The following is a 16,475-nucleotide window of genomic DNA, read 5'->3' as shown; positions in this document are numbered from 1 at the left end:
AATGGCGAATGGGGAGGCGGCGGTGGGCGTTGCTTCACCCTTCGGGACGTCGAGATGCGGCGGCGCGTGAGGCCGCATCCCCATTCCCCATTTGCCATTCGCTCAGATGATCCCCCGTTCCGGCAGGGGCGCGCCGTCGGCGAGCCGCCGCCAGCCGAAGCGGGCGAGATCGATGGTCTGGTAGCGGCCGGTGAGGATCAGTTCGGCCATGGCGCGGCCGCAGCCCGGCGCGTGCATCAGGCCGTGGCCGGAGAAGCCGGCGAGCATCTGGAAGTTGGACAGGCCGCCGGCGCCCGGGCCGATGATGACATTGCCGTCGAAATCGTTCTGGTCGTAGAGGCCCGGCAGCGTGTTCTTGACCCGCGTGCGCTCGAACTGCGGGAAGCGGTGGGCGAGCGCCGGCCAGACGACCTCGTCGAAATAGCCGTGGTCGACCGCGAAATTGTAGCCGCGCGGTTCGGCGAGCGTCGGCACGCCGCCGGAATAGCCCTTGCCCTCCGGCCGGAAGGCGAGGCGGGCAAGGTCCTTCAGGTAGGGCAGGGGCTCGATCGGCTCGGCGCATTCGAAATAGTGCTCGTAGCGGCGCAGAGGCTCGATCGGCACGGCGATGTCGAGCATGGCGCAGATGTCCTTGGCCCAGGCGCCGGCGGCATTGACCACCCAGTCCGCCGTGATCGCGAGCCCCGAAGCGCAGCGCGCGCCGGCGACCCGGCTACCGCTCCGGTCGAGGCCGGTGACGGTCTCGGCAAGGAAGGCCGCGCCGAGCGCGCGCGCCTTGCGGCGGAAGCCCTGCAGCACGCCGTGCGGGTCGAGCCAGCCATCGTCCGGCGAATGCACGCCGGCGCCGAGATCGCCGACATGCATCGACGGAAACCGGTGCTTGAGCCCGTCCGGCTCCAGCCAGTCGACGCGGACACCGAGGCTCTGCTGCGTGTCGAAATTGGCTTTCAGCAGGTCGCGGGCCTCGGGCGGCACGATGAAGAGATAGCCGCCCTTCCGGAAGCCGATTTCGGCCGGCGTGCCGTCCACCGCCATGGTCTCGGCGAAGGTCTCGAAAAAGGGGATCGAGAAATGCGACAGGGCGATGTTCTCGGGCAGCGAGAACAGCCTGCGGACGCCGCCGGAGGCGCGCGGCGTGGAGGCGAGGCCATAGGTCGGGTCGCGCTCGGCCACCACCACCGACACCGATGGATCCGCCAGCTTCAGGAAGTAGGCGACCGCGCTGCCGATGGCGCCACCACCAATGATCAGGACGTCGGCCTTCATGGCGCGCCTCCCCAGGGCGAAGATGCGGAAATGCGGAAGCCGGACCGGAGATGACGCGCCGCGGCGGTCACGACCGGCCCGCCCGTTCCGGGTTCAGCTCGCGCTCGAGATGGCGGCTGTAGCGCGACATGCCCCAGGACATCAGGAAATAGACGGCAGCGGCGAAGACATAGGCCTCGGTCGAGAAGCCGAGCCAGGCAGGGTCCGACAGCATGGCCTTGATGGTGCCGAGAAAGTCGAAGACGCCGATCACCAGGATGAGGCTGGTATCCTTGAAGATGGCGATGAAGGTGTTGACCTGGGCGGGGATGACGAGCTTCAGCGCCTGCGGCAGCACGACGAGCCGCAGGCTCTGCCAATAGCCGAGGCCGAGCGCGGTGGCGCCCTCGTACTGGCCTTGCGGAACAGCCTGCAGGCCGCCGCGGAACACCTCGGCGAGATAGGCGCTGCCGAACAGGACGAAGGCGACCTGGGCGCGCATGAGATTGGCGATCTCCAGGCCCTCCGGCAGGAACAGCGGCAGCACCACCGACGCCATGATCAGGATCGAGACCAGCGGCACGCCGCGGACGATCTCGATCCAGCCGATCGAAAGCCAGCGCACCACCGGCATGTCGGACCGGCGGCCGAGCGCCAGGATCAGGCCCAGCGGATAGGCCGCGATGAGGCCGACCACCGACAGCCAGGCGGTGACCACCATGCCGCTCCACAGCCGCAGCGGCACCGGAGCGAGGCCCGCGACGCCGCCGGCGAGAACCAAGTAGACGAGCGCGATGATGACGGCCCAGGCGACCACCAGCCGCGCCGACCAGAAGCGCCTGACGAGGCTGATGCCGATGAGGGCGGCAAGCAGGGCCAGCGCCAGGACGGCGCGCCAGCGCTCCTCCAGGGGATAGAGGCCGAAGACGGCGAATTCGAGCTTGGTCGAGATGAAGGCCCAGCAGGCGCCCCTGGCCGCCCGGCAATCGGCGGCCGTGCCGACGAAGACGGCGTTGCGGATCGCCCAGAGATAGAGGTGCCAGCCGAGCCAGCCGCCGAGCCCCAGCGTCGCCAGCGTGCCGAGGCTGTTGCTCCAGCTCGAGAAGAACCAGGCCGCCGCCCGGCCGAGACGGCCCTGCGCCCGGGGGGCGGCGATGGAATGCGGGATCGACACCGGCGTCATGGCATCACCTGGCCGCAACGCCGGCATTGAGCCGGTTCATGCCCGCCGAAATGGCGAGGCTGATGGCAAGGTAGATCGTCATGAACACGAAGATCACCTCCAGGGCCTGGCCGGTCTGGTTGATCGTCGTGCTGGCGATGTTGACGAGGTCGGGATAGCCGATGGCGACCGCGAGCGAGGAGTTCTTGGTCAGATTGAGATATTGGCTGGTCAGTGGCGGGATCATCACGCGCAGCGCCTGGGGCAGCACGACGAGCCGCATGATCCGGCCGTTGGACAGGCCGAGGGCGCGCGCCGCCTCCCACTGCCCACGCGGGACCGACTGGATGCCGCTGCGCACGATCTCGGTGACGAAGGCGGTGGTGTAGACGACGAGGCCGGTGAGGAGGGCGAAGAATTCCGGGCTGAGCTCGGCGCCGCCGCTGAAATTGAAGCCGGTGAGCTTCGGCACCGACATGCTCAGCGGCGCGCCGGAGACGAGCACCCCGGCTGCCGGCAGGACAAGGACGGCGACGAGCGCCCAGACGAGGACCGGCGGGCGCACGCCGGTGGCGGCCTGCACCTTCCGGCTGCGCCTTGCCAGGGCCAGGCTGAGGGCGGCGGCGAAGAGAAGGCCCGCAAGGGCGAAGACGAGGGCCTCGTTGGCGACGAGCGCGGGGATGCGCAGGCCGCGATTCGACAGGAACACGCCCGGCAGCGGCTGGTAGGCCTGGCGCGGCCCGGCGAGCGCGGTGATCAGCGAATACCAGAAGAACAGCTGCAGAAGCAGCGGCACGTTGCGCCCGAGCTCGACATAGACCGCGACCGCCCGCGCGACGAAGGGATTGGGGCTGAGACGCAGGATGCCGAGAAGGATGCCGAGCAGGGTCGTCAGGATGCAGCCGATGACGGCGACGAACAGCGTGTTGCCGGCTCCGACCACGAGGGCCCAGCCATAGCTGTCGCGTGGCGAATAGGGCAGCAGCGCCTCGCCGATGGCGAAATTGGCGGGACGGTCGAGGAAGCCGAAGCCGAGCGCGAGGCCGCGCCGGGCAATATTGGTGGCGGCATTCGACCAGAAATAGAAGCCGACCGCGCAGACCACGGCGATCAGCAGCACCTGCCAGAAGACCTTGCGCAGCGCCGGATTGTACCAGAGGCCGGCAAGGCTTGCCGTCGGCCGGGCGGATGGAACGGAGGGCACGGTCTGGCTCATGGGCGTCTTCGGCGCAGGACGTGGGGCGGGGGCGCCGGCGCGCGGCGCTCCCGGGACACGCGTGTCAGCGGGCCGGCGGAACGTAGAGAATGCCGCCTTCTGTCCACAGGCGGTTCAGCCCGCGGGGAATGCCGAGCGGGGTCCGTTCGCCGAGATATTTTTCATAGAGCTCGCCGTAGTTGCCGAGCGCCTTGACGATCTCGTAGGCATATTTGTCGCTGACCCCCATGGAGCTGCCGAGCCCCGGCTCGACGCCCAGGAAGCGGCGGATCTGCGGGTCGCTGCTCGACAGCATCTGGTCGACATTGGCCCTGGTGATGCCGAGCTCCTCGGCGTTGACCAGCGCGTTGAAGACCCAGGTCACCAGCACGCGGAAATCGTCGTCGCCGCGCCGGACAGTGAGGCCGAGCGGCTCCTTCGACAGCCGCTCTTCCAGGATCACATGTTCGGACGGGTTGGCGAGCGTCGAGCGCTGCGCGGCGAGCACGGTGGCATCCGAGGTCAGCGCGTCGCAGCGGCCTTCGGCATAGGCGCGGGTCAGCTCGTCGCGCGACTGGATGACCACCGGCTTGAAGCTGATGTTCAGCTTGCGGAAATAGTCGGCGAGGTTGAGCTCGGTGGTGGTGCCCGGCTGGACGCAGACGGTTGCGCCGTCGAGCTGGCGGACCTGGGTCACGTTGAGCTTCTTCGGCACCAGGATGCCCTGGCCGTCATAGAAGGTGATGGCCGGGAAATTGAACCTCAGCTGGGTTTCGCGCAGCTGGACATAGGTCGTGTTGTTGGTCAGGAGATCGACCTCGCCGGAGGTCAGCGCCGGAAAGCGCGTCTGGGTGGTCAGCGCGGCGATCTCGATCTTGTCGCCATTGCCGAAAATGGCGATCGCCACCGCGCGGCACAGATCGACATTGAAGCCCTGCCAGCGCCCCTGGTTGTCGGGCACGCCGAAACCGGGATTGGACGGGCCCTGGACGGCGCATTTCAGCGTGCCGCGCTGGCGGATGGCGTCGAGAGTGGCGCCGGCCGAGGCCGGCGTTGCGAAGGCCGTGGCGCCGACGGCAAGAGCCGCAAGGCCGGCATGGATGAAGGACCTGAAGTTCACGCGTTGGTTCCCCCTTGGGCGTCGTCGGTATGAATGGGATGTCCGGCCCTACGGGCCAGGCCTGAGCGGCGGCCGTCGGCGGGCCGCGGCCATGAGCGATTTCTGGGTCTGTTCGATGTGCTCGCCGAGCAGCCGCACCGCCCGCTCGGCTTCGCCCCGGCGGCAGGCGGCCAGGATCGCATGATGTTCGGCCTGCGGCCTTTCCTTGCCGGCGGCGCGGGACACGGAGCTGCGCGTGAAGCGGCCGACATGGCCGTAGTTGGCCTCGATCATGGCGAGCAGGCGCGGCCGGTCGCAGGGCGCGTAGAGCGTGGCATGGAACGCCCAGTTCATGTCGCCCCAGCGTTCCGGTTCCGGCTCCTCGTCATAGGATTTCAGGATGTCGGCGGCCGCCTCGACATCCAGCTCGCCCATGGCCGGCACCGCCAGGCGCAGGGCATGGCATTCGAGCGCGATGCGGATGTCCATCAGCTCCAGCACCTCGTCGAGCGAGAGGGTGGAGACCACCGCGCCGCGATGCGGCTGGATGGTGACGAAGCCTTCGGCCTCCAGCTGGCGCAGGGCTTCGCGCACCGGGATGCGGCTCGTGCCGAAACGCTCGGCAAGCTCGTCCTGGCGCAGCTGGGTGCCGGGCGCGAGCTCGCCTGCGCCGATCGCGCGGCGCAGTTCGTCGCGCACGGCGTCGGGGGCCGGGACCCGTCCGGCCGCGGCATCGCGCGCTTTCGCCTGGTGCCCGGCACCTGCCATCCGGCCTCGCATCCGATCTCGTTGTCAGGTATGCAATAATCCATTGATTGGATAAAATTGCAACGCTATTTATACAACGCGACATGCCGGGCGCGTGCCGCGAGGCTTGCCGCCGCGCCGGCGCGCGACACCGCGGGAGTGGACTGTGAGGGCACCCGGCCGGCGCCGGCCGGCGCGCGGCGCAGCGCTCATCCGCGAGTCGGCCGGCTGGCCTTCATGCGGGACCGTTCGGACTGATGTGACGGGCCGCGCCGGTTGTGCGGCCGGCGGTTCGGAGTGGCGGAGCGGGCTCAGCCGCCGGCATAGAGGCGGCGGATCGCCTCGGCATATTTCGTCTCGATCGCCTTGCGCCGCACCTTCATGGTGGCGGTCACCTCGCCGTCGTCGTGGTCGAGCTCCTTGTCGAGGATCTCGAAGCGCCGGATCCGTGCCACCTGGGCGAGCGTGTCGTTGGCGCGGTCGACATCGGCGGCGATCAGCGCCTGCACCTGCGGATGCTGCGCCAGGTTCCGGTAGTTGGTGAAGGCGATGCCCTTCGTCTCCGCCCATTTGCCGACGGTGTCGATCTCGATCTGGATGAGCGCGGCGACATATTTGCGCCGGTCGCCGAAGACGATGCATTCCTTGATGTAGGGACTGGTCTTGACCGCATGCTCGATCTCGGTCGGCGAGAGGTTCTTGCCGCCGGCGGTGATCATGATGTCTTTCTTGCGGTCGACGATCTTGATGTGGCTGCCGACCCGCTCGGCGACGTCGCCGGTATGCAGCCAGCCGTCGACGACCGCCGCCGCCGTCGCGTCGGGGTTCTTGTAATAGCCCTCGAAGACCTGCGGACCGCGCACCAGGATCTCGCCGTCGGGGGCGAGCTCGACGGTCGCGCTCTTCATCGGCGCGCCGACGGTGCCGACCACCACGTCATCGGCCCTTTGGCCGAGCACGCCGCCGGAGGTTTCGGTCATGCCGTAGATCTCGACGAGTGGCACGCCGATGGTGCGGAAGAAGCGGATCACTTCGGGTGAGATCGGCGCGGCGCCGGTGAAGGCGATGCGGCAGCGGGTGAGGCCGATGGCGTTCTTCAGCGCCCGGAACACGGCGACATAGGCCAGGCCGTAGCGGATGCGTTCGGAGAGGCTCCACTGGTCCGGCGCCTTGGCGGCAAAGCCGCCGCACAGGCTCAAGGCCTTCGCATAGAGCCAGCGCTGCAGCGGCCGCGCCTCGGCCATCTTCACCTGGATGCCCGAATGCATCTTCTCCCAGATGCGCGGCACGCCGAGGAAACTCGCCGGCGCGACCTCGCGCAGATCCTCCTGGACGGTGCGCAGGCTCTCGCCGAAATTGACCTGGGAGGCGGCATAGAGCGGCCCGAAAATGGTGGTGGCCTGCTCGGCCACATGGCAGAGCGGCAGGTAGGACAGGGTCACCCAGCCTTCCCCGATCGGGTAGCGGTCGAGGAAGCTCGTCGCGCCGGCGCGGATGTTGCGATAGGACAGCATCGCGCCCTTCGGCCGGCCGGTGGAGCCGGACGTGTAGATGAGCAGCGCGATGTCGCTCATCGCATGGCCGGACATGAGCTCGTCGACGAGTCCGGGATTCTTCTCGTCCTCGGCGCGGCCGAGCGCTTCGACCTCGTCGAAGGTCATGACGAGCCCCGGCTCGTAGCCGGCCAGGCCGCGATGTTCGAGCGCGATCACCTTGGTGATCTTCGGCAGATCGGCGCGCGCCTCGATGATCTTGTCGATCTGTTCCTGGTCCTCGCAGACGACAAGCGTCGCGTCCGCGTGGTCGAGCACATAGGCGACCTCGCCCGAGGGGCTGGTCGGATAGACGCCGACGGTGACGGCGCCGACGATGCCGGCGCCGAGCTGGGCGAGAACCCATTCGATGCGGTTCTCGGAGAGGATGCCGAGATGGCCCTTGGGGCCGAGGCCGAGCGCACGCAGGCCGAGGCCGACATGGCGGGCCCGCCGCCAGTAGTCGGCAAAGCTGGTCGGCTGCCAGATGCCGTAACGCTTCTGCCGGATGGCGATCGCATCGGGACGCGTCTCGGCGTGATGGCGCAGCATTTCGACGATGGTCTTGGCCGGCAGGGCCATGGGGTCGGCCGGCGCGGCCGCATCGGCGGCCTCGCGCGCCTGGCCCAGCGCAATGACGGTCGCGGTCATGACAGCCACCTCTTGCGGCGCTTGTAGTGCTTGATGTCGCGATAGCTCTTGTGGGCGAGCCCGAGATAGAATTCCTGCACGTCGCGGTCGGCGACGAGCCGCTCCGTCGGCCCGTCGATGACGATCCGGCCGGTCTCCATGATGTAGCCGTAATGGGCGATCGACAGCGCCACGGAGGCGTTCTGCTCGACCAGCAGCATGGACACGCCCTGCTCGGCATTGATGCGGGCGATGATCGCGAAGATCTCCTCGACCAGCAACGGCGCGAGCCCGAGCGAGGGCTCGTCGAGCAGGATCACCCGCGGCTCGGCGACGAGCGCCCGGCCGATGGCCAGCATCTGCTGCTCGCCGCCGGAGAGGTAGCCGGCAATGTTCCTGCGCCGCTCGGCCAGCCGCGGGAAATAGCGGTAGACGATGTCGAAGTCGGCCTTGGCGCCGGGCTTGCCGGTCCGCGCATAGGTCGCCGCGACGAGATTCTCCTCCACCGTCAGGTCGGCGAAGATGCGCCGGCCCTCCATGACGTGGAACAGGCCCGAGCGCACCAGGCGATGCGGTGCGTTCTGCTCGACCGGCGCGCCGTCGAACAGGATGCGTCCTTCGGTGACGAGGCCGTTCTCCATCGGCAGCAGCGCCGAGACCGCTTTCAGCACCGTCGACTTGCCGGCGCCGTTGGAGCCGAGCAGAGCCACGATGCGGCCCTTCGGCACGCTCAGCGACAGGCCGCGCAGAGCCTGGATCGCCTTGTTGTAGACCACCTCGATATTGTTGACCTCGAGGATCATGCCGTTCTGGTCAGCCATGGCGTGCCGCTCGTGGAGGAGGGATGCGTACCCCGCCGGCCTCGCGGCCGGTGGGGCTGGATCGTCCGTCAGGTATTGGGCGCGATCGTCATCCAGTCGGAGGCGGCGACGAGGCGCTTCTCGGAGGCCTTGAACTCGTAGATCCGGCCGACCGGCAGCGAGTTGCGCACGACCGAGACCGGCACCCCGACGATGCCGCCGGTGTCGAGGTTCTGGATCGAGCGCGCCGCCTTCATCAGGTTGACGGCGTTGAGCTCCTGGCTGGCGCCGAGCGCGCGCTTCAGCGTCTCGACCGCGATCATCGCGTTGGTCCAGCCCTGGAAATAGGCGTTGGTGCGCACCCTGGTGCCGTTGAACTCGCGCACCAGCGCCATCTGGGCGCCCTGGGCATTGGGTTCGAGATTGTAGCAGGAGACGCCGAGATAGCCGTCCGCCGCCGCGCCGGCCCGGCCCATCAGCACCGTGTCGGTGGAATAGAAGGTGCCCATGAACTTGGAGGTCATGCCGGCCTGGCGCGCCTGCGCCATGAATTCCGGGATTGGCTGCAGCACATAGCCGTGGAAGATCACATAGTCCGGATTGCGCCGGCGGATCTTCAGGACGTCGGCGGAAATGTCGACCGAGCCCGGCTGGGTGATGATCTTCTCGACCACGTTGAGGCCGAGGCGCTTGGCCTCCGCCTCCGCCGCGGCGATCGGGTCGCGGCCGAACTCGGTATCGGAATTGACCAGCACGACGGACGCGCCGCGCTTCTGCGCCTGGATGTAGCGCAGCAGCACGCGCAGCTGATCGGAATAGTTCGGCCCGGGGATCCACTGGTTGGGAAAGGCGGCGGGATCGTCGATCTCGGTGGCGAAGGAGGCGCCGGCCATGACGGTGGTGCCGCGCCGGTTCAGCTCCGGATTGATCGCCTTCTGGAAGCCGGTGGAATCGCCGAGGAAGATCGGGATGCTGTTCTGGCTGGTGAGGCGGGTGAAGATCGCCACCGCATTGTCGACGCGATAGCCGGAATCCTCGGCCATGAACTTGATCTTGCGGCCGGCGACGCCGCCCTGGCGGTTGATCCATTCGAAATAGTCGCGCGAGCCCTCGAAGCCCTCGACGCCGGCGAAGGCGAAGACGCCGGTGAGCGGGCTCGCCGCGCCGATGACGATGTCGGGCGCCTGGGCGAAGGCGCGGCCGGAGCCGGTGGCGACCAGCGCGGCGCCGAGGCCGAGCTTGCCGAGAGCGCGCCGCGAAAGGCGGGGCAGGGCTGAATGTGTCATGGCATCCTCCTCGAAGGTTCAAGTCCCGCCTTGTCCGGCGGTGTTCACGGCATCAGGTTCTGAACGGCCAGAGCGCGAAGAAGCGCCGCACCCGGCGCCACATCTCGGCAAGGCCCATCGGCTCGAAGATCAGGAAGCCGACGATCAGCACGCCGAACACGACGTTGCGCACGGGGGCGAGATAGACCGGGGCGTCGGGATACCAGGGCGTGATGACGGCGGCGGCGAGCTTCAGGAATTCCGGCACGAGGGTCATGAACACCGCGCCGAAAATGGCGCCGATGATGGTGCCGGCGCCGCCGACGATGACCGCGGCGAGGAAAAAGATCGAGGCGAGGGCGGGGAAGCTCTCCGGCGTCACGACGCGGAACAGATAGGCCCAGAGGCCGCCGGCGACGCCGGCATAGAAGGAGGAGATGGCAAAGCTCGTCAGCTTGTAGCGGAACAGGGCGATGCCGATGATCTCCGCCGATATGTCGCGGTCGCGGATGGCGATGAAGGCGCGCCCGACGCGCGTGCGGAACAGGTTGCGGGCGGCGAGCACCATCACCACCGCGATCGGCATGACCAGCCAGTAGAGCCGCTCGGGGGTGGCCAGCTCGACGCCGAGCACGCGGGCCGGCGGCACGTTGAGGCCGCGCAGGCCGCCGGTCACCGGCGTCCAGTTGAGGAAGACGAAGTGCAGGATGACCGAGGCGGCAAGGGTCGCGATGGCAAGATAGAGGCCCTTGATGCGCAGCGAGGGCAGGCCGACCAGAATGCCGATGGCGGCGGCAACGGCGCCGGCGAGGACGAGATTGAGCAGGACGGGCGTGCCGAAGCGGCCGTCGAAGAAGGCGACCGAATAGGCCCCGACCGCCATGAAGGCGGCGTGGCCGAGGCTGACCTGGCCGGTATAGCCGGTGAGGATGTTGAGGCCGGTGGTGGAGATCACGTTGATCAGCACCAGCACGGCGAGGAACATCCAGTAGCCGGAGCCGACGAGCGGATAGAGCAGGAGGGCCGCGATCAGCAGGCCGAACCAGACCTTCTGGGTGTCGGTCCTGAACAGCGCCTCGTCGCTGACATAGCTCTCCTTGGCGGTGGCGATGCGCATGTCAGAGCCTCTCGATCTCGTGCGTGCCGAACAGGCCGTAGGGTCTGACGGTGAGCACGATCAGGAGGATGGAGAAGGTCGCCAGCAGCTTGTATTCGCCGCCGAACAGCCGCCCGACCATGGCTTCGAGCCAGCCGACGAACAGCCCGGCGACCAGCGCGCCGGCAATGCTGTCGAGGCCGCCCAGAATCACCACCACGAAGACCGACAGGCCGAACAGGCCCATGGCCGAGGAAATGCCGCCGACCGAGCCGACCAGGATGCCGGCGAGCGCGGCGACGACGGAGGCCAGCATCCAGGAGAAGGAGAAGACGCCGCCGACATTGATGCCGACGGAGGCGGCCGCGGCCCGGTCGGTGGCGGTGGCGCGCAGCGCGACGCCGCCGCGCCAGAAGGCGAAGACGGTGATCAGCAGCGCCACCGCCGCGCCGGCGATGAGGAAGGAATAGGCCGTCTTGGACGGCACGAAGGCCTCGCCGATGGTGAGCGGCTGGGCGGGAAGGAATTCCGGCAGCCGGCGCGGCTCGGCGGTCCAGATGATCTCGACGAGGCCGATGAGGATCGACGACAGGCCGATGGTCACCATGAAGACCGAGATCGGATTGTCCTTCATCAGGGGCCGGATCATCAGCCGCTCGATGCCGCCGCCGATCAGCGCGGCGACCACCAGGGTGGCGGGAATGGCCGCCCAGGCGGGCAGGGCGAGGCCGGCCGAGAAGCCGTAGAAGACGAAGGCGCCGACCATCAGCATTTCGCCGATGGCGAGATTGATCACCTTGGTGGCCTTGTAGATGATCACGAACGCGACGCCGGTGAGCGCCAGGAGCGCGCCGGTGCCGAGGCCGGCAAGGCTGGTTTCGACGAGGTCGACGAGGTCGATCGATCCGAACATCATGCCACCTCGTCCGCCGTCGCCTTGCGCGGGTCGCCCGCCGCGCCGAGATAGGCCTTGATCACGTCCGGGTTGGCGCGCACCTCGGCGGGCGTACCGGAGGCGATGCGGCGGCCGAAATTGAGCACGCAGACATGGTCGGAAATGTCCATGACCATGCCCATGTCGTGCTCGACGAGCAGGACGGTGACGCCCCATTCCTCGCGCACGTCGAGAATGGCGCGCGCCATGTCCTCGGTCTCCTCGCGGTTCATGCCGGCGACCGGCTCGTCCAGCATCAGGATGCGTGGCCGCATGGCGAGCGCGCGGGCGAGCTCCACCTTCTTCTGCAGTCCGTAGGGCAGGATCGCCACCGGCACGTTGCGGATGTGGTCGAGCTCGAGAAAGTCGATGACGTCGCGCTCGATCTCGGCGCGCAGCTCCATCTCCTCGCGGCGCGCCCGGCCCCAGTACAGGAAGGCGTCGAGGACATTGGTCTTCAGATGGGCATGACGGCCGAGCTTGATGTTGTCGAGCACGGTCATGCCGCGGAACAGCGCGATGTTCTGGAAGGTGCGGGCGAGGCCGAGCGCGGCGCGGTCGCGGGCCGGCACATGGGTGATGTCCTCGCCGTCGAGGCGCACCGTGCCGCTCTTCGGCCGGTAGAAGCCGGACATCGCGTTGAAGGCGGAGGTCTTGCCAGCGCCGTTCGGGCCGATCAGGGCGGTGATCGAGCCGGGCGCGACAGCGAGCGAAACGCCGTCCAGCGCCTTGACGCCGCCGAACTGCAGCGACAGGCCTTCGACGTCGAGACGTGCGGCGGACGGCCGCGCCGGCGCGGCCGATAAAGGTGGCGTCAACGCCCTTTCCTCCCTGGCACGGCGCCATGCGGGATTTCCCGTCTTCGGCGCCGAACGATATCCCCGTCCGGTTTTCCGGATCCGCTCGAAAGCTAGCGCCGGCTGGCGGCGCGTCAATGCGAATTGCCGCGGCAGAGCGCCCTATCGGCCGTTCGGACGATGGTCAGGGGCCGGATTGTCGTGATTTTGACAGTCCTTGCTGGCCGTCCCGAGGCGACCATCCTTGAAGCGCGGGGCGAAATCGCTCATTCTCCGCCCGTACATCCACGGTATGCCCCGAGGGCATTCGGTCGTGGCCCCACGGGGCCCGTGCACGGGACGATTTTGCAATGAGTTCGAAGACCTTTTCCACCGCGCGCGAGGCGCTGGCCGGGCAGATCAAGGATGGCATGACGATCATGTCCGGCGGCTTCGGCCTCTGCGGCATTCCCGACGTGCTGATCGAAGCCGTCAAGGAATCCGGTGCGAAGGACCTCACCGTCATTTCCAACAATGCCGGCGTCGACGGCGCCGGCCTCGGCATCCTCCTGGAGACGCGGCAGATCCGCAAGATGATCTCGTCCTATGTCGGCGAGAACAAGCTGTTCGCCCAGCAGTTCCTGGCCGGCGAACTGGAGCTCGAGTTCAACCCGCAGGGCACGCTGGCCGAGCGCATCCGCGCCGGCGGCGCCGGCATCCCGGCCTTCTTCACCAAGACCGGTGTCGGCACCATCATCGCCGACGGCAAGGAGACCCGCGAGTTCGACGGCGAGACCTATGTGATGGAGCGTGGCCTGTTCGCCGACATCGCGCTGGTCCACGCCTGGAAGGGCGATCGCGAGGGCAATCTCGTCTACCGGAAGACCGCCCGCAACTTCAATCCGATGATGGCGACCGCCGCGAAGCTGACCATCGCCCAGGTCGAGCACCTGGTCGAACCCGGCGAGATCGATCCCGACCACATTCACACCGCCGGCATCTTCGTGAAGCGTATCGTCCACATCGCGAACCCCGTGAAGCGGATCGAGCAGCGCACCACGCGTCCGCGGCAGGCGGCCTGAGAGGAGCATATCTGATGGCTTGGACCCGTGATGAAATGGCCGCCCGTGCGGCCAAGGAGCTGCGCGACGGCTTCTACGTCAATCTCGGCATCGGCATTCCGACGCTGGTTTCCAACCACATTCCGGCGGGCATGAACGTCCAGCTCCAGTCGGAGAACGGCATGCTCGGCATGGGCCCGTTCCCCTATGAGGGCGAGGAGGATCCGGACCTCATCAATGCCGGCAAGCAGACCATCACCGAACTGCCGACCACCAGCTATTTCTCCTCGGCCGACAGCTTCGCGATGATCCGCGGCGGCCATATCGACCTGTCGATCCTCGGCGCCATGCAGGTGGCCGAGAACGGCGACCTCGCCAACTGGATGATCCCGGGCAAGATGGTGAAGGGCATGGGCGGCGCGATGGATCTGGTCGCCGGCGTGCAGAAGGTCGTGGTGGTGATGGAGCATTCGGCCAAGGACGGTCCGAAGCTGCTGCATCGCTGCAATCTGCCGCTGACCGGCGCGGGCGTCGTCGACATGGTGATCACCGATCTCGGCGTCTTCACCATCGACAAGAAGAAGGGCGGCATGGTCCTGATCGAGCTCGCCACCGGGGTGACCCTCGACGACGTGAAAGCCAATACCGAAGCCACGTTCACGGTCAGCCCGGCGCTGGCCGCGGCGGCCTGACCGCGCTCCGCGGCCGAGCCCTGCGGGGCCCTCCGCAAGGCTGCCGCGGCAAGGCTCCAAGCTCCGACCTGAAGAGATCGCGCCGGCACCTTGCCGGCGCGACGCATATCGGGCGGGGCATGCGCAGAACGCGCCCCCCAAACGGAGGCGCCGTCCGGTCGGCCATTGAAAAGCCATGTCGGGACGCCATTTCTGCTCGCTCAGTGAGTTTTCTCAAGTTTTGTCGGCGGCCGGCCGTGACCGGCGGTCGCCTGAATCCGGGGCGCAAGCGGCGTGAATCTCGCCTCTTCCTTGAAACGTGTGCTGACGATCGTCGGCGGCATAGCGGTGGCGCTGGCGCTGGCGCTGGCGCTCGTGCCGGCCCTGCTGCCGGCAGAACGGGTGCGCGCCGCGGTCGTCGCCGAGCTCAGCCGCCGGCTGGGCGTGCCCGTGACCGTGTCCGGCCCGGTTTCCGTGCAGGTGGTGCCCCAGCTCGCGGTTCATCTCGACCGCGTCGTCATCGGCACCGGCGACGACGCGCTGGCGAGCGCGGATGCGGCGGTCGGCGCGCTGCGGCTGTTCCCGCTGCTGACCGGCAAGGTCTCGATCTCCGACTATGCGCTGGTGCGGCCGCGCGTCACCATCAAGGTCGAGGCCGACGGCTCCTCCAACTGGGACCGGACGCTTGGCGCCCTGCGGCGCGTCGCCGAGGAGGAGGCGCGCGGGCTCGCCGATTTCCGCGTGGTGCAGGGCGAGGCCGTCGTGATCGACGCCAGGACCCGCCAGCGCGTCGCGATCGGCGGCATGGAAATCGCCGTATCCTGGCCGCGTTTCGACCGCCAGGCCAATATTTCCGGCAAATTCACCCTGCATGACGAGCCGGTGGAGGTCAGTGCGGTGGTGGCGCGGCCCCTGGCGCTGCTTTCCGCCGAAGCCACCGCGCTCAAGATGCGCCTGGTCGCAGCGCCGGTGCGGGTCGGCTTCGAGGGCGAGGTCGGCGGCCGGGCGCGCGCCACCGCGGCCGGCACGATGACGGTGGAATCGACGTCGCTGCGCACGCTGCTGCGCTGGATCGGCCAACATCCCGGTACCGGCACCGCGCTCGGCAGTTTCGCGCTCAAGGGCGAGATGCGCATGACGCCGGCCGAGCTCACCTTCACCGAGGTCAATGCCGAGCTCGACGGCAATGTCGCCGCCGGCGCGCTGACGGTCAATTTCGAGGGCGAACGGCCGCAGATCACCGGCACGCTCGACGCCGAGCGGGTGGTGGCGACGCCCTATTTCTCCGACATGAACCCGATTCCCGAGGTCGATCGCGGCTGGAACCGCAGGCCGATCGACCTGTCGACGCTGACCGCCTCCGACCTCGACCTGCGCCTGTCGGCCCGCGAGATGATCGTCGGCGGCGCCAAGCTCGGTCGCACCGCGGCCTCGGTCACCGCACGCAACGGCCGGCTCACCGTGACCCTCGGAGAGGCCCAGGCCTATGGCGGCAGCCTGCGCGGCGCGCTGGTCCTCTCGCCCCATCATGACGGCGTCGAGGTCCGGGCGACGCTCAACGTCCAGCGCGCCGAGCTCGGCCAGGGCCTCGCCGAATGGTTCGGCTATCGCCGGCTCGACGGCGTCGGCAATGCCCAGGTCACCATCGAGGGGCGCGGTCCGACCATGTCCGACATCGCCCGGACCGCGTCGGGCCAGGCGACGCTGACCGCCGTCGACGGCGCCATCCGCGGCTTCAACGCCGAGGCGATCCTGCGCCGCCTGGAGCGCAGGCCGCTGTCCTCGTCGGGGGCCGATGCCCGGTCAGGGCGCACGCCCTACGAGCGGATCGCGGCGACGCTGCAGATCGTCAACGGCGTTGCGACCGCCGACGAGATCATGCTGGACGGCCAGATCGTGCGGGTCCGGATGCAGGGCTCGGCCCAGCTTCAGGCCCGGGAACTGGACCTGCGCGGCATCGCCACGCTGAAGCGCTCGGCGACCGCCACCGACGGCAATTTCGAACTGCCCTTCGCCGTCCAGGGCTCGTGGGACGAGCCTTTCGTCCTGCCCGATCCGCAGAGCCTCATCCGTCGGTCCGGTGCCGCCGCGCCGCTGCGTGACGTCAACCGCGACCGCGACGCGCTGAGGGCGGTGCTCGACGCGATCAACCGCCAGCCCGGCCAGGAGGCGTCGAGCGAGCCGCCGCAGGTGCCCTCCTTCGCACCCTATCCGACCCTGCGCCGCTAGGCGGCGGCCGCGCCGGGCCGGGCCCGGGAAATG

General features: G+C 68.4%; 14 protein-coding genes. 3 read left to right on the top strand and 11 right to left on the bottom strand.

From position 1 onward, the window contains the following. Nucleotides 1–102: 102 nt before the first annotated feature. From OZ671_RS12415 to OZ671_RS12365, 11 genes are all read right to left on the bottom strand, one after another. The gene (locus OZ671_RS12415) at nucleotides 103–1,266 is read right to left on the bottom strand and encodes an NAD(P)/FAD-dependent oxidoreductase (RefSeq protein WP_268861037.1); all 1,164 of its coding nucleotides are present in this window, start codon (nucleotides 1,264–1,266) and stop codon (nucleotides 103–105) included. 67 nt (nucleotides 1,267–1,333) lie between these two features. Continuing rightward, on the bottom strand, nucleotides 1,334–2,428 hold the full coding sequence (locus OZ671_RS12410) for an amino acid ABC transporter permease (protein WP_268861036.1): 1,095 nt from the start codon (nucleotides 2,426–2,428) through the stop codon (nucleotides 1,334–1,336). Between the two features lie 4 nt (nucleotides 2,429–2,432). Further along, complete coding sequence (locus tag OZ671_RS12405; protein WP_268861035.1) at nucleotides 2,433–3,623, bottom strand: amino acid ABC transporter permease; 1,191 nt, start codon at nucleotides 3,621–3,623, stop codon at nucleotides 2,433–2,435. 64 nt (nucleotides 3,624–3,687) lie between these two features. Then, nucleotides 3,688–4,722: an amino acid ABC transporter substrate-binding protein gene (locus OZ671_RS12400; protein ID WP_268861034.1), complete on the bottom strand. Its 1,035-nt coding sequence runs from the start codon at nucleotides 4,720–4,722 to the stop codon at nucleotides 3,688–3,690. Between the two features lie 48 nt (nucleotides 4,723–4,770). Then, the gene (locus OZ671_RS12395; protein ID WP_268861033.1) at nucleotides 4,771–5,469 is read right to left on the bottom strand and encodes a GntR family transcriptional regulator; all 699 of its coding nucleotides are present in this window, start codon (nucleotides 5,467–5,469) and stop codon (nucleotides 4,771–4,773) included. 290 nt (nucleotides 5,470–5,759) lie between these two features. After that, nucleotides 5,760–7,631, bottom strand: a complete 1,872-nt coding sequence (locus OZ671_RS12390; RefSeq protein WP_268861032.1) for an AMP-dependent synthetase/ligase — start codon at nucleotides 7,629–7,631, stop codon at nucleotides 5,760–5,762. Beyond that, a complete protein-coding gene (locus OZ671_RS12385; RefSeq protein ID WP_038302825.1) occupies nucleotides 7,628–8,431 on the bottom strand; it encodes an ABC transporter ATP-binding protein in 804 nt (267 codons plus the stop codon). The genes OZ671_RS12390 and OZ671_RS12385 overlap by 4 nt, the downstream gene beginning before the upstream one ends. A gap of 68 nt (nucleotides 8,432–8,499) precedes the next feature. Next, nucleotides 8,500–9,696 carry an ABC transporter substrate-binding protein gene (locus OZ671_RS12380; protein WP_038302823.1) on the bottom strand — a complete coding sequence of 399 codons (1,197 nt, stop codon included), beginning with the start codon at nucleotides 9,694–9,696 and terminating at the stop codon, nucleotides 8,500–8,502. Nucleotides 9,697–9,748: 52 nt separating this feature from the next. Continuing rightward, nucleotides 9,749–10,792, bottom strand: a complete 1,044-nt coding sequence (locus OZ671_RS12375) for a branched-chain amino acid ABC transporter permease (protein WP_038302822.1) — start codon at nucleotides 10,790–10,792, stop codon at nucleotides 9,749–9,751. A 1-nt stretch (nucleotide 10,793) separates the two neighbouring features. Then, complete coding sequence (locus tag OZ671_RS12370) at nucleotides 10,794–11,687, bottom strand: branched-chain amino acid ABC transporter permease (RefSeq protein WP_268861031.1); 894 nt, start codon at nucleotides 11,685–11,687, stop codon at nucleotides 10,794–10,796. Then, nucleotides 11,684–12,523, bottom strand: coding sequence for an ABC transporter ATP-binding protein (locus OZ671_RS12365; RefSeq protein WP_268861030.1), 840 nt, complete (start codon nucleotides 12,521–12,523; stop codon nucleotides 11,684–11,686). The genes OZ671_RS12370 and OZ671_RS12365 overlap by 4 nt, the downstream gene beginning before the upstream one ends. A gap of 329 nt (nucleotides 12,524–12,852) precedes the next feature. On the opposite strand from OZ671_RS12365, the gene OZ671_RS12360 reads away from it, so the two are divergent. The 3 genes from OZ671_RS12360 (at nucleotide 12,853) to OZ671_RS12350 (ending at nucleotide 16,442) form a co-directional block, all read left to right on the top strand. Next, entirely contained in the window at nucleotides 12,853–13,563 is a 711-nt protein-coding gene (locus OZ671_RS12360; protein WP_268861029.1) for a CoA transferase subunit A, read from the top strand. A gap of 14 nt (nucleotides 13,564–13,577) precedes the next feature. Then, nucleotides 13,578–14,234: a 3-oxoacid CoA-transferase subunit B gene (locus OZ671_RS12355; RefSeq protein WP_268861028.1), complete on the top strand. Its 657-nt coding sequence runs from the start codon at nucleotides 13,578–13,580 to the stop codon at nucleotides 14,232–14,234. Between the two features lie 300 nt (nucleotides 14,235–14,534). Beyond that, on the top strand, nucleotides 14,535–16,442 hold the full coding sequence (locus tag OZ671_RS12350) for an AsmA family protein (protein ID WP_268861090.1): 1,908 nt from the start codon (nucleotides 14,535–14,537) through the stop codon (nucleotides 16,440–16,442). The last annotated feature ends 33 nt before the right edge of the window (nucleotides 16,443–16,475 follow it).

This window comes from Phreatobacter sp. AB_2022a, assembly GCF_026847585.1.
Lineage (GTDB): Bacteria > Pseudomonadota > Alphaproteobacteria > Rhizobiales > Phreatobacteraceae > Phreatobacter.
The sequence above is the reverse complement of the archived record's forward strand: the minus strand, read 5'-3'. Positions and strand labels throughout refer to the sequence as shown.